A 13,061-nucleotide genomic window follows, 5' to 3' on the forward strand; every position below is an offset into this window, starting at 1 on the left:
GTCGGCTCCAGCCCTCGGGGCGTCTTTGCGCCCCGTCCTGGACCCTGTCGAGCCGGCCCCTGAATCCACCGAGGTGTTCCCGGAGGGCTCTTGACGGACACCATGACGCACCCACAGGAAACCCCCAACCCCACGGCTCGCCCGCTCCACCCGCAGTTCCCGTTCGGCCCCGCGGTCAAGACCCGGCTCCCGGGACGTATCGCGCTGACGGGGCCGAGCGGATCGGGCAAGACGTACACCGCGCTGGAGCTGGCCTCCGCGCTCGGCCCCACCACCGCGGTCATCGAGGCGGTCCACGGACACGCCTCCAAGTACGCCGACCGGTTCGACTTCGACCTCTGCCCGCCCCTGACGTACTGCTCGCCGGAGGCCCTCATCGCCGTCCTGGCCGAATGCGCGGCCCGGGGCTACGCGACCGTGGTCGTCGACCCGTACACGCTGTTCTGGTCCGGCAACGGCGGCGTCCTCGAACAGGTCGACGACGCGACCAAGCGCGGCGCCGGAGGCAACAAGTCCGGCTGGAGCGAGGTGCGGCCGCGCGAACGCCGGATGTGGGACGCCCTGTGCGCCTATCCCGGCCACGTCATCGCCACCTTGCGGTCGAAGACGGAGTACCACCTGGAGGCAGACGAGCAGGGCCGCCACGCGATGCGCCGGTTCGGTGGCAAGCCGGAGCATCGCGACGGCGCGGAGTACGAGTTCAACTTCGTCGGCGCGATGGACTCCGACAACACGCTCGTCGTGCTCAAGGCGCTCTCCGCGGACCTGTCCGGAGCGGTCGTCACCAAGCCCGGGGCCGAGTTCGCCGCCCGGGTGCGGGACTGGCTGGAGGACGGCGAGCCGTCCGCCGTGCCGGTGCCGGTGACCGAACTCATCGCGCAGGCACGCCACCCCGAGGCGACCTATGCCGGACTCGGCCTGCTGCGGGACACCGTGCGTGGGCGCTTCCTTGAGGACGTCCTGCTGGCCGACGACGACGGCGTGACCCTCGTCCGCATGGACGACTACATCACCCGTCGCGGCCGCTCCCTGCAGGCCACCGCCCCGCAGGACACCCACGCCTCGTGACGCCAGCGTGGCGGCCGCAGTCGCGGCCGCCACGGCGTCCGGCCCCAACCACCGCTCCCCACCGTCCACTTCACCTCTGGAGGACCCGTGCGCTCCACCTCGCTAGCGGCCCGCCTAGGCCGCGAACCACCGCGACCCCGACCTCTGGAGCTCCCTTGCCTCTCACCCTGCTCGTCCCCCGCGCCACCGCCGCGCTGCACGACCGCACCGCGCGCGCTCTGATCTTCCTGGCCGACCGGGCCGCCCGCCGCTCCCGCGTCCCCAACCCGGTGGCCGCGATCCGGATCGTGCTCGTCCACGTCGCCGACCAGAACAAGTCCGGCGCCGACGTGCACATGGAGATCACCTCGGGGCTGGCGAACCTCGGCTTCACCTGGCCCGCCGGATGGTGCAACAACTGCAACACCGCACTCACCACGGACCAGGCCGAGGACGATGGCCTGTGCAACGCGTGCGGTACCTGGCTCTGTGCCTGCGCGTTCGAGAACTCAGGCGCCGAGGAGCAGTGCGGCGGCTGTCATCTCACCCGCAGCGGGCTGGGCGAGACCATGCCGGCGTGCACCTGCGGGTGCGACACCGCGTTCGGACGGTTCGGCGACTACGACACCGAATCCTCCGTGTCCCGCCAGCACTTCATCGACACGGGCCGCTTCCTCCGGCCCGGCGAGACCATCGACGCCAGCTGACCGGCTGCTGCGGACCGCGCCGGCGTCCGCACCGCGCGGTCAGCTCCCGCATACCGGCCTCCCCCGGTCATTCCACACACCCCTGACGACCCTTTTAACTTGATCTATAGCCAATGCATGAGTAAACTTAGAAGCGTCAACAGGGAGTGGCTCCGGCTGCTGCTCGTACGCGACCCCAGGAGGACACCCATTTCCGACACCGTGATTGAGAAGGCACTCCGGGCAGCGAACGAGCAGCAGGAGGAGACCGTCCGCGAGGTCTTCCGCGCGGCCGGCCTGCTCTGGCAGTGCAAGGGCGGCGACTGCCGCTTCGACAACACCGCCGCACAGGCACTGTGCGAGGGGTGCGGCCGTCAGCGCGATGGCCGCCGCGTCACCGACCGCATCCCACCGTCTGCGCACCCGGACGACTTCGCTGGCCTGCGCCCTCTGCTGAAGACGTACTTCGCCGACCAGGGCGAGCAGCTGCCGGACGCGGTGACGTTCACGAAGGACTTCGCCAACGACTGGCGCAGCGACGGCGCGACCCTCCACTACGGCCCGCGCACCGAGCCCCACGACTTCGACGAATCCGTGGAAGAGGCCCTCGACGCGCTCGGTCGCGCCGAGCCCGGCGAGCACCTGCGCGTCGCCCTGTACCGCTGACCACTGGAGATCGAGATGTCCACGTTCCTGGCCGCTGACCCCAACGCCCCGGCGCCGACCTCCCGTCAGCGCACCTGGCTCTTCGCGGCGCTGCGCGCCGATGACGGGCTGATGCCGCCGGGCGTCCCCTTGCGCTCACTGAACCTGATGCGCGAGCGCGGCTGGCTCAAGAGAGCCCCCGCTACCGATACCGACCCTCTGCAGGCCCGCCACGCGCTCACCCCGGCAGGCCGCTTCGCGCTGCTGAGCGTCGGCAAGGCCGACGCCCTGCTCAGCGTCCTCGTCTCCATCGAGCCCGGCCGCATCGAAAAGCCGGTGCAGCAGCAGATCCTCAACTCGCTCATCCGCGAGGGCCTGGCGTGCCGCCTCACCCGGCGCGGTGAACAGGACGACGACCAGGAGCAGTTCACCTACATCACCAACCTCGGACGCCGCCTGGTGGCTCTGCCCGAGGTCGACGACACCCCGGCCGGTGACTACCTGGTCGCCGCGTTCGCCGCGAAGGGGATCACCGTCGACGCGGAGAGCGACAGCGCCGGCGACACCCGCGTCGTCTACCGGCTCGGCGACGTCGAGGCGCGCTTCTTCCGTGAGGTCTGGAACCCCGGCCACTACACCTACAGCGCCCGGCACCCGGCCTGGATGCACAACAAGCCGTGGACCGCCCTGATCACCTACGGCGCCGACGCGGCCGTCGAGAAGCACCTGCCCAACGGCCTCGGTGTCGAGGAGGAGAGCGCCCGCATGGCGGCCGCCTTCACTGCCTGGCTCACCGACCGGGACGACGCGGCCTTCGCCGCCGCCTGACGTCCACCGCCCACTTCCACTTCGGGGACCTGCCGCCATGGACCTGACCACCCGTCTGCATCTGCTCGACCTCATCCGCCTCTCGGCCAGCGCCGAGAGCACCTGTCGCGCCGCCGAGCGCGCCGAGCACCGGGCCCGGCTGCACCGCAAGGAGGCGGCCGCCACACGGCGCCGGTGCCGCAGTGCTGTGCGCACCGCCCCCGGCCGTGAACTCGACGACGCGGTGAAGGCCCTGGCCGACGCCGAGAGCACGTACGAGGCGCGCGCCGCGCAGGTCGTTGCCACCGGCGCCCGGTGGCGGCGCGCCTTCACCGCGAGCGAGCGGGCCGACGCACGCCTGGGGGAGGAACTCGCCCGTACCCGGAAGCTGACCAGCGCGAGCCAGCCCCGCCGCAAGGGCGCCCGGCTCACGGCCGAGATCGCACTGCTGTCGGAACTCGCCGCGATGCCCGAGGAATTGATCCGTGCCGCCTCGGCGCTTCTCGTGCAGTCTTCGGCCGGCAAGGACAGCGTCGTGGCGCTCGACCGGGTGGTGCGGTGGGCGAAGGCCGCCGGCTGCCTGGACAAGGTCGTGGTCGTCCACGCCGATATCGGCCAGGACGCGGAATGGCCCGGAGTTCGTGATCTTGCCCGGCAGCAGGCCGATCGGTACGGGCTGCGGTTCGTGGTGGTCAAGGCGCCCGTCGGATTCCTCGGCATGGTCGAGAAGCGCGGCATGTGGCCCGACGCCCAGAACAGGCTGTGCACCTCGACGTTGAAGCGCGACGAGGCCGCCAAGCTGTTCACGCAGATCGTCGACGAGCTCGGCCTCGACGAGCAGGCACTGATCGTCAACTGCCTGGGAATCCGGGCCGACGAGTCGCCCTCCCGCCGCAAGAAGCACGAGCTCGCCATCGACCACCGGGCCAGCAACGGCCGCCGCCTCGTACTGACATGGCACCCGGTGTTCCACCTCTCCGAGCAGGACATCTGGCAGGAAATCGTCGACAACACCCTCGACTACCACCCGGTGTACGACACCCTCATCCCCCGCCTGAGCTGCATCTTCTGCATCCTGGCGTCGTTCGACGTCCTCGTGCGCGCCGTCCGGCTGTGCTGGGTGCTGGGCCTTGAGACCCCGAAGACATACACCGACCTCGAGGACCGGATCGGGCACCGCTTCAAGAACAAGTTCAGCCTTGCCGAGGTCGTCGCCGAGGCCTCCCGCCTGGAGGCCGCCGAGGGCCCGATCACCTGGCGCCGGGGTGATGCGATTCGCCACCACCTCGGCGAAGAGGCGGCGACCGCCTACCTGCAGCGCCTGGCCCTCGCCGCGTGACCCGGCACCGACGCGAAACCCGAGCCCCATGACGATCACCGAGCCGAGTGCCTGCCAGCACTGCGGCATCACCCGCCGCGAGCACATGCAGCGGTGGACCACCAGCGCCGGATGGCACCAGTGGACCCCGCCCACCACGCAGCAGATCAAGGCCCGCATGCGTGCCCGCTCCGCACGCGGCTGACCAGCCGTCCCCCTGCCCCCTTCCGAAAGGCAGCCCCTTGCTCATGTCCCCCTCTCCCGCCGCTCTTGCCCCGCTCGTCGGCACCACCGACTTCGACGCCGAGCTCGGCCGGCTCCTGGACACCCTCACCGCCGCGCAGCTGTACGACATCGAGACCGCATGCGTGGAGCGGCAGCGCGCGCACTACGGCCGCCGGTTGGTCGACGCGCTGCGCCACCGCACCCGTGAGGCGGTCGCGGACCGGGAGACCGACTCGCGCTGGCCGGTGGTCGGCGTCGTCTTCGGCACCTGCGAGTGGGACAACGGGTGGTTCTGGGAGACCACCGGTCAGGTCCGTCACCTCGACGGCACGCGCAGCGTCGTCGACCTCGACTTCGACGATGTGAGCGGACTCCTGGCCGACCTGTCCGGCACCGAGCGCCTGTGCGGCGGCGAACGCCTCCGCGTCGACCTGCGCACCGGCGACGTCACGTTCTCGTGACCAGTTGCACGGTCGCGGCGCCCGGCCCGCGCCCGGCGTCCAGCGGACGGCGGCACGTCGGGCGCACCCGCACCACGACCCTCGTCTACGACTCCGCTCACCTGCGGGTGCGGCTACGCGATGGCCACCTCCTGTGGTTCGTCCGCGACGTCGCCGGGGCCCTGGGGTTCCGGCCGCCGCTGACACCGGGATCCGACGTCCCGCAGGTCCTGGTGACCACCGCCGAGCTGGACGCGGTGATGGCGGCCGCCGGCTTCTGCCCGCCGGGCGCCTTCACCGCCTGGGCCGCCCACCTTGACCGCCAACTGCCCCGCCCGCACTGACCGGCCGCCCCTCTCCGCACGTCGGCTGCGCCCCCGCTTGCCCCTTCTGAGGAGTCATGGACAACCACCCCGCCGACCCTGTGCGCCCCGACGCGCCGCACCGCCAGAACCTCGCCTTCTCGAGGTGCCGCGCGTGACTGGTCTTCCCCTTCCCGTGCGGCTGCTCGGGCGCCCTCGCGTCGGCGGCCTCGTGGTGCCGTTCATCTCCTACGAGCACGCCGGGGCTGCGCTGTTCGGCAGCGTCGATCCGCGGCGCCACGCCGCGGCACTGCTGCGGCGGCTCTGCCAGATCTGCGGTCAGCGTCTCGACGAACGCGTCTGCCTGATCGTCCGCCCCATGGACGTCCGCGCCGGCATCGCCCCCGAGCCCGGCCTCCACCCCGAGTGCCTGGCCTACACGGCCAAGGCGTGTCCCATGCTGAGCGGCACCGCGACGCACTACCGCACGAGTGCCGCGAGCATCCGCCATCCCGCGGGCAGGCCGTGCGGCGATCCGGACTGCCCGTGCCCGCGGATCGCCCCCGATGAGCAGCACGAGATCCGCTCGGGGCGGCCCGCCGACGACTTCGACTCCTGGATGATCCGCGCCGAGAACTACCGGATCAAGAAGGATCCGCAGCGCCCCGAGCGGCTCCTCGGAGTGGACCTGGACATCCCCGTGCTGCGCATCCGGCCACTGCGACGCGCCCCTCGGCCACGGCTCGACAGCGAGCAGGCCGAGCTGCTGCGTACCGCCCTGCGCTCCCTGGGCCTGTAGCCCGCACCGCGCCCCCCTTCCCACCGCCCTCACCGCCTCAAAGGAACACCGTGTCTTCCGCTCCGCCCGCCCTGTTCACCCTGCCCGCGCCCCGTAGTCCCGCGTCCCGGCCGGTCAAGCCCATGACAGTGCTGTCGTACGGGCTCGGCGCCGACTCGACCGCGATCTTGCTGATGTACCTCGAGGACCCGGTGCGCTACGGGCTCGAGCCGGACCTCTCCGACTTGATCGTTTTGCATGCCGTCACCGGCAACGAGTGGCCGACCTCTCTGTCGTACGTGGATCGGCTCGTGCTCCCGCTGCTCGCCGAGCGCCGGGTGCGCGTGGTGCAGGTGGCGAGGATGGGCTTCAGCGATTCTGACGGGGTCCTGGTCCTCGAAGACTCCCGCGCCACCCGCCACATCCATCAGGCCGGTCCGTGGCGGCTGTCGGACTGGCTGGTGACCGGCGGCACCGTGCCCCAGATGGCTTCGGGGCGCAGGACCTGCTCAATTCGCTTTAAGGGCTGGTGCCTTGACCACTGGGCGGTCGCCGAGTTCGGCCAGAGGGCGTTCCGCCGGGTGATCGGCTACCACGCCGGGGAGCGGAAACGGATGGAGAAGGACACCAAGATCCAGAACCGGCTCAACGAGCGGGCCGGCCGGGTGATCTGCGAGCCCTCCTACCCGCTGATCGAGGCCGGGATGGACCGGGCCGCGGTGGAGGCGTACGTCCTGCAGCGGCTCGGTGAGCCCATCCAGAAGAGCTACTGCACCTTTTGCCCGTTCAGTGGTGTTTGCGCATCGCGGGACCGGCACGAGGCACGCCTGCGCGAGCACCCGGACCTCGCCGCCGAGGCGCTGGCGATGGAGTACGCCTCGATGGCGCTCAATGAGCCGATGTCGCTGTACGGGACGCGCTCGCTGTACGAGCAGCTCACCGAAGACGAGCGCAACGACGCGGTGCTCACCGCCTTCGAGGAGCGCCTGGATGCGTCCCCGTTCTCCCTGTACGAGGTGCGCCGCCTGTACCTGCCCGGCCGGACGAAGGACTGCCGCCACCATCACGGGGACCGGTGCGCCCGTCCGCGCTGGTGGTGCCGCACCGAACGGACGGCGGCCTGCCGGCGCGAACACGCAGTGTTCGAGACCGGCGCCGACGGCACGCGCACCGAACTGCCCCCACAGTGCGCGGGCCTCGACGACGGCTGCCACGGCAACCCGGTCAAGGGCCCGGCGTGGCGGTCGGTGCGCACGGTGTGGGAAGGCCCGCGCCTGGAAGCGGAGTTCACCCTGATGCGCTGGGGACGCGAGGACGGCGTACAGCTGCGCCAGGGCGAGCGCTCGATGATCAAGCGGCTGCACTACCTCGACCGCGGCGAGGGCTACCCCGCGGCGGAGGCGTACCTGGTGGCAGCACCGAGCGGCGCCGACGACAAGAACAGGGAGTCCTTCGAGCGCCGCTGGACCGAATTCACCGGACTCATCGGCCCCCGGTGGGAGCCCATCCGGCCGCTCGTCAGCCACCGGCGCACCCGCGGCAGCCGCACCGTCCCGGTCATCCGGCCCTCGGGCGTCGCGCACGTGCCGGCCCTTGCGGCGGCCTGAGAACAGAGGAGATCACCATCATGAGCGTGACGCCGGAGACGGTGGAGTGGTGCACGAGCCGCGATCACCCGTACGTCACCTACAACCCCTTGCTGGACCGCAGTTACTGCCGGTGCGGTCTCCGTCAGGAGTCCGGGGCACAGCCGATGGACTCGGAGGCGAAGCGCGAGATGTTCCATTCGCATCCGCCCGGCGCTCCCTGCCGCTGCTACCTGCCCCGGTGAGGACCGGTCCGCGCCGCGCCGGGCAGGAGGTTGTGGGATCCCCGGCCGAATGGAGCGGGCTGCTCCGGGTCTGGGGCTCCGCATCGCGTCCGGTTCGGCTACGGGTCTCTGCGGCTTCGGCGGGCGGCGCTCTCCCACTCCTGCCAGGCGGTGTACTCCTGGCGTACGTAGCCGCGCAGCCCGTCGGGTGACTGCCACTGCGGCGAGTCGGCCCCCAGCACGCCTTCGACGTGGACCTGGTCGAGCTCGAGGTCGAGGTGCAGCAGCAGGTCGGCGGCCATCACGGCGGCGTCCGCAGCGTCGTCGGCCGGCTGCTGGGTGATGAGCCGCCCGCGGGCGGCGACGGCCATCGCGTGGGCGGCCCGGTCGAGGTAGGCGGCCTGGCGCAGGTAGAAGAGCCGGTAGCCGCCGCGGTCGACGCCGGGACCGTTGCCGCTCGCGGCCGCCTGGGCGCGCACGTTGATGCCTTCGGCCCACAGGGCGAGGGTGAGTTCCTCTTCGGCCAGGGCGGGGGCGGTGCCGTACGCCTGGTCGTAGTCGGGCGCGAGGAGCGTCGGGAGCTCGGTGGGGTGCCAGCGGTGGCCGCACAGCAGGCAGGCAAGGGCCGCGACGGCCGTCGGGTCTTCTGGCGAACCGAGCTGGGCCTCGACTTCGTCGCTCGGGCAGCGGGGGCAGTGGATCACCAGGTGGTCGGGCATCGGTGCGCCTTTCGCCGTGCGGGTGGGTTCGGCTGCGGGTGGCTCGACGAGGGGCCAAGGGGCGGTTCATGACGGCGGCCCCGGCCACAGATGTGGTCGGGGCCGCCGGCGTTGGTCCGCGAGGTCCTCATCGTGCTCAGCCGGATGCCGTAGAGGGCGCCGTGGTGTCCGGTCCGACCGGTGCAGGCTCCGCGGCGGCCGGCACGGGCCCCTCGGACTCCGGTGTCTCCTCGCGCGGGTGCACCGTGGGCGGCACGGGGACGGGCCAGGGCAGGTTGGTGAACTTCGCGGTCATGGTCAACTCCTGTCGTCGGGGCGGGGGGTGGCGCGGCTGCGCAGGGAGCGGGCGAGGGGGTAGCAGGCGGTGACGGCGAGGGCGGCGCTGGCGGCGAGGAGGCCGGCGACCAGGGGGCGGCCGCCGGCCTCCAGGGCGAGCGCGATGCCGAGGGGCGGCAGGGAGGCGAGCGCGGTCGCGCCGCTGATGACGGCCTGGTAGCGGCCGGTGGCGCCGGGCGGGGCGGCGGTGGAGATGTAGGCGCCGACGGCGACGCTGTAGCAGACCTCGCCCGGGACCAGGACGACGGCGGCGATCGCGTAGCCCAGGACCGTGTGCTGGAACGCCGCGATGGTGATGCCGAGGCCGAGGATGGCCGAGCCGGCCGCGAGGACGGGCACGAACGGAAACCGGACGGCCTCGCCGCGGCCGACGAGCAGGCGCATCAGGGGCGGGGTCAGGGCGAGGACGCCCACGGTGTTGGCGACCATCGCCAGGCCGAAACTCGTCGCCGGGAGGGCGTCGTTGGTCATGAGCAGCGGCAGGACCGAGACGAGCCCCCAGGCGCAGACCATCGAGCAGACGGCGACCACGGTGATCCAGCGCAGGGTGGGGTCCGCCAGGACCTGTCGGTAGCCGGCCGACGGCGTGTCCGCGGTGGGTGGCCTGGGGGCCAGGGTCCGGCGGGCGACGAGCGCGAAGGCCAGGCACACGAAGGCGTTGACGACGAACAGGATGCGGTAGCCGTAGGTGTGGGCGAGATATCCGCCCGCGCCACCGCAGATCGCGATGCCCACATTGCTCGCGAAGTACGTCCAGGTCTGTGCGCGTGTGCGGCCGGCCTCGCTGGGGATCGCCTCGTTGATGGAGGCCGACACGGCCGGCCGGTGGGCCTCCATGGTCAGTCCCAGGCAGACGGCGACGCCGAGCAGCGCGGGCAGGGAGGTGGCGACGGCGAGCGCGAGGCACGCGAGCGCGGACAGGATCATCAGGGTGACCAGGGCAGTGCGCTGGCCGAGCCGGTCGGTCAGCGCGCCGGCCGATGCCTGGCCCAGACACCAGCCGACCCCGAATGCGGTGAGCGCGGCTCCGGCTGCGGTGGTCCCATGTCCGGTCCCGTCGGCCACGTAGTAGCCGAGGAAGTCCCAGCTGAACCCGCCGGCCTTCACGACGAGCGAGCTGGTGATCAAAATCCAGACGACGGAGTGCGCCGTGCGGGCGGGCGGCACGGCCGTGGTGGCGGAGGTGTGAGTGGCCATGCAGCTCTCCCTGCAGGCCCGGCCTGCGGTCGTCACGAAGGGGGCGGACAGCCCGAAGGCGGCCGAACCAGAGGTGCGGCCGCCTTCGGGGTGCTGCTCGTGGGCCTTACGGGCGCACGAAGCGGACGGAACGAACGGAACGGACGGAACTCTTACGGCAAGGGCGCATGAGCTTCTCCTCTTCGGTGGTGCCGACTCCCCGAGGTCCGGGGATGAGGTGAACGTATGGGCAGGCCGGCGGTGCGTTGGCCGGTCCGGTGCACCCCGGACATGGTTGAAAAGCGGATCATGTCCGGGGTGCACCGCTGCCCCGGGGAGCTCAGCATCACGCCGCTGCGCGGCGGGCCTCCTCGGCTGCGGTCGGGAGCCGGTCGGCGTCGCGGTGCGGGATGCCGAACTGCAGCGCGGCATGGTCCGCGACGGCGGCGGCCGTCTGCTCGGCCAACTGCGGGTGATGCCGGGTGAGCCAGCCCAGGACCTTCTCGACACTGTCCGAACGCGCCTGCCCTGCGCGAATGTTGGCGAGGGCGGCCTGGGTGAGGACCTCGGCGAGCGCCTGGGCGGGCACGGTCTCCTGCAACTGGTCCGCCGCGAGGTGCGCGAGATCCTCAGCCACCTGCCGGACGGCGTCCGCAGTGCGGTGGCGCAGCACCCACCGTGCGCGGCGCTCGGGGTCTTCCCACAGGGCGGCGTACAGCACCGGAGTGAGCTGCTGGCGGATGAGTTCGGCGCCCGCCGCCAGGACCGGGCGCTCGCGCTGAGCCGGCCAGCGGTCGGCAGCGGGGCGACGCCGGTGGGCGGCCCAGTTCTCCGCGACGGGCCGCGACCACTTGGGCCGGTTGCCGACGAACGCCTGGGGCACGGGGACGGCGCCCTGCCCGCGGCTGATGTAGGCGCGCAGCGCCGAGGGGCTGATGGCGGCGGCCGCGGCCAGGGCGGGGGTGCCGATGAGTTGGTCACCGGCGAGCTCGGGCGCGGTGAGCGTGAGCACGCAGCGGTCCAGCGGCGGCCGGTCGGGACTTGTGGCGCGGTGGGCCGCCCAGCGCGCCAGGTCATGCAGCCATGACGCGCCCTGCGATGCGCCGCTCGGTGCGCCGAGGGCGTTCACCTGGTGCAGCCGGCCTGCGCCGGCATCCGCCCGCGGGTCCTGGAGGAGGTCGGCGGCGGTGACGGTGACCGCGGCGGGCACCGCCTGCCGCTCGACATCGCCGGTGGCCGCGTCCCACAGCTGCGGCGGCCGGAACCAGTTGGTGCCGTCCCACCAGTAGCCGCCACTCCGGGTCACCAGCGGGTGGCCGGTGTGTCCGTGCCACGGTCCGGCACCGTCGGGGCCGGCTTCGTACAGCAGCACGGTGCGGCCGAGGTGCGGGTGGGCGTGGACGATCCACACCAGGTCGGGGCGGTCCGGGTCGGTGATCCGGGCCGGCACCGAACCGGTGGGCCCTGCGGGGAAGTGGGTGTCGTCGGCGAACGGCAGGCCGGGGACGGGGTGATCGGTGCCGGCTCCGTTCGCGAGGAGGCGGTGGGAGGCCATGGGCAGGGTGTCCTTCGGGCGGGTTCGGTAAAAGAAGGGGGCGGTCAGGCGATGCGGCGGGCTGGGGCGGCCCCGGGCCAGGAGCCGGCGGCGCGGCCGGCCGCCCGGCGCAACAGGACGGCGAACTCCTGCGCCCTGAGCGGATCGTGGAAGAGCGGCTCGGCTCCGGTGAGGCTGAGGACGGCGATCAGGTGCTGCCCGCGCAGGACGGGCGTGGCCAGGGTGCAGACGCCGGGACATCGGCGCAGCGCGATGCGGGTGGAGCGGATGGTGTCCCGCACGGCGGGCGCCAGCGTGAGCGGGCGGTCATCCGCGCTGACGGCGAGTTCGGCGGGAGCATAGGCGAGCGCGGCGCGGCCGGCGGCGCTCGTCCGTGCGTCGCCCTCGTGCTGGGCTGCCGCGGCGCGCAGCTGCGGGAGCGGGCAGGCCAGGTCGATGAGGGTGAGGTGGAAGCCGAGGCCGGGGCGGAAGTGCGGCTCGTGCCAGGACACGGCGAGCCCGGTCTCCTGCTGGAGGTCCTCGATGATGCGTCGGACGGCCGGGGTGGTCCGGCCCGTTCCGGTACTCACCGGGGCGAGCGCGCGGGCGTCGCGGGTGAGCCGGTAGGCACCGCGGCGGGTGCCCGGCTCGACGAGGTTCTCCAGGCCGGCGGCCTTGAGGAGCTTGGAGGCGTGCGAGGGCTGCAGACCTGCGGCGCGGGCGATGTCGGCGAGCTGGTGTTCCTCCTCGGCGCCCAGGCGCAGCAGGGCGCGCAGGAGCCGGAAGCCGCGGCCGGCGGACTGTGGCGGCTGGCGCCCCTCGCTCACGGCGGCGAGGACCGGCGGGACGGCGGGCGGGGACCAGTACGCGGACGGGGAGGGTCTGGGCGGGACGTCGAGGGACATGCAACCTCCAGGTCGGTGCGGCGCGGTCAGGCTCCAGACGTCGTGGGGGGCCAGGGAGCCGGGCCCGGGTGGCGCGGCTCCACGATCGGCGACTTCAGCGGGGCGGTCAGGGCCGGTAGGGGCGGCGCGGGCGGAACGACGGCGGCTGGGTGGGGGCCGGGACATCGACGTCGTAGGCGTCGTCGGTGTCGGCGTCCGGCGGGCTGAGGTAGTGCGGCTCCACGAACAGGCGCTGGGCCCGCCACTCGGGCGGCGGGGACAGCGGCGCGGGCCGGGGCCGGCGTACGGCTCCCTCGGTCCGGCGCGGCGGGATGCGGTGCTGGGTGTGCATGG

The 13,061-nt window shown here is 72.6% G+C and carries 17 protein-coding genes; 11 read left to right on the forward strand and 6 right to left on the reverse strand.

The window, feature by feature from the left end; all coding sequences use genetic code 11:
* Nucleotides 1-102 precede the first annotated feature (102 nt).
* The 11 genes from OG764_RS38840 to OG764_RS38890 all read left to right on the forward strand — a co-directional run bounded on the left by OG764_RS38840 (nt 103) and on the right by OG764_RS38890 (nt 8,079).
* Nucleotides 103-1,068: an AAA family ATPase gene (locus tag OG764_RS38840; protein WP_328973526.1), complete on the forward strand. Its 966-nt coding sequence runs from the start codon at nt 103-105 to the stop codon at nt 1,066-1,068.
* Between the two features lie 155 nt (nt 1,069-1,223).
* Nucleotides 1,224-1,754: a hypothetical protein gene (locus OG764_RS38845; RefSeq protein ID WP_328973527.1), complete on the forward strand. Its 531-nt coding sequence runs from the start codon at nt 1,224-1,226 to the stop codon at nt 1,752-1,754.
* A gap of 117 nt (nt 1,755-1,871) precedes the next feature.
* Nucleotides 1,872-2,399 (forward strand): hypothetical protein, encoded by a 528-nt coding sequence (locus OG764_RS38850; RefSeq protein ID WP_328973528.1) that lies wholly within the window; start codon nt 1,872-1,874, stop codon nt 2,397-2,399.
* 15 nt (nt 2,400-2,414) lie between these two features.
* A complete protein-coding gene (locus OG764_RS38855) occupies nt 2,415-3,206 on the forward strand; it encodes a hypothetical protein (RefSeq protein WP_328973529.1) in 792 nt (263 codons plus the stop codon).
* Nucleotides 3,207-3,243: 37 nt separating this feature from the next.
* Nucleotides 3,244-4,524, forward strand: coding sequence for a phosphoadenosine phosphosulfate reductase family protein (locus OG764_RS38860; RefSeq protein WP_328973530.1), 1,281 nt, complete (start codon nt 3,244-3,246; stop codon nt 4,522-4,524).
* A 28-nt stretch (nt 4,525-4,552) separates the two neighbouring features.
* A complete protein-coding gene (locus OG764_RS38865; RefSeq protein WP_328973531.1) occupies nt 4,553-4,708 on the forward strand; it encodes a hypothetical protein in 156 nt (51 codons plus the stop codon).
* Between the two features lie 43 nt (nt 4,709-4,751).
* Entirely contained in the window at nt 4,752-5,189 is a 438-nt protein-coding gene (locus tag OG764_RS38870) for a hypothetical protein (RefSeq protein ID WP_328973532.1), read from the forward strand.
* The gene (locus OG764_RS38875; protein WP_328973533.1) at nt 5,186-5,512 is read left to right on the forward strand and encodes a hypothetical protein; all 327 of its coding nucleotides are present in this window, start codon (nt 5,186-5,188) and stop codon (nt 5,510-5,512) included. Before OG764_RS38870 ends, OG764_RS38875 begins: the two co-directional genes overlap by 4 nt.
* Nucleotides 5,513-5,645: 133 nt before the next feature.
* Nucleotides 5,646-6,269: a cell envelope biogenesis protein OmpA gene (locus tag OG764_RS38880; RefSeq protein WP_328973534.1), complete on the forward strand. Its 624-nt coding sequence runs from the start codon at nt 5,646-5,648 to the stop codon at nt 6,267-6,269.
* A 50-nt stretch (nt 6,270-6,319) separates the two neighbouring features.
* Entirely contained in the window at nt 6,320-7,855 is a 1,536-nt protein-coding gene (locus tag OG764_RS38885; protein WP_328973535.1) for a hypothetical protein, read from the forward strand.
* Nucleotides 7,856-7,875: 20 nt separating this feature from the next.
* Nucleotides 7,876-8,079 (forward strand): hypothetical protein, encoded by a 204-nt coding sequence (locus OG764_RS38890; protein WP_328973536.1) that lies wholly within the window; start codon nt 7,876-7,878, stop codon nt 8,077-8,079.
* A gap of 98 nt (nt 8,080-8,177) precedes the next feature.
* Here OG764_RS38890 and OG764_RS38895 read toward each other — a convergent pair whose 3' ends face one another.
* The 6 genes from OG764_RS38895 to OG764_RS38920 all read right to left on the reverse strand — a co-directional run bounded on the left by OG764_RS38895 (nt 8,178) and on the right by OG764_RS38920 (nt 13,059).
* Complete coding sequence (locus OG764_RS38895; protein ID WP_328973537.1) at nt 8,178-8,777, reverse strand: hypothetical protein; 600 nt, start codon at nt 8,775-8,777, stop codon at nt 8,178-8,180.
* Nucleotides 8,778-8,913: 136 nt separating this feature from the next.
* A complete protein-coding gene (locus OG764_RS38900; protein ID WP_328973538.1) occupies nt 8,914-9,072 on the reverse strand; it encodes a hypothetical protein in 159 nt (52 codons plus the stop codon).
* Between the two features lie 2 nt (nt 9,073-9,074).
* Complete coding sequence (locus tag OG764_RS38905; protein ID WP_328973539.1) at nt 9,075-10,310, reverse strand: MFS transporter; 1,236 nt, start codon at nt 10,308-10,310, stop codon at nt 9,075-9,077.
* Between the two features lie 325 nt (nt 10,311-10,635).
* The gene (locus tag OG764_RS38910; protein WP_328973540.1) at nt 10,636-11,844 is read right to left on the reverse strand and encodes a hypothetical protein; all 1,209 of its coding nucleotides are present in this window, start codon (nt 11,842-11,844) and stop codon (nt 10,636-10,638) included.
* 44 nt (nt 11,845-11,888) lie between these two features.
* Nucleotides 11,889-12,728 carry a hypothetical protein gene (locus OG764_RS38915; RefSeq protein ID WP_328973541.1) on the reverse strand — a complete coding sequence of 280 codons (840 nt, stop codon included), beginning with the start codon at nt 12,726-12,728 and terminating at the stop codon, nt 11,889-11,891.
* A gap of 106 nt (nt 12,729-12,834) precedes the next feature.
* Nucleotides 12,835-13,059 carry a hypothetical protein gene (locus OG764_RS38920; RefSeq protein WP_328973542.1) on the reverse strand — a complete coding sequence of 75 codons (225 nt, stop codon included), beginning with the start codon at nt 13,057-13,059 and terminating at the stop codon, nt 12,835-12,837.
* Nucleotides 13,060-13,061 lie beyond the last annotated feature (2 nt).

Source organism: Streptomyces sp. NBC_00239 (genome assembly GCF_036194065.1).
Taxonomy (GTDB): Bacteria; Actinomycetota; Actinomycetes; order Streptomycetales; family Streptomycetaceae; genus Streptomyces.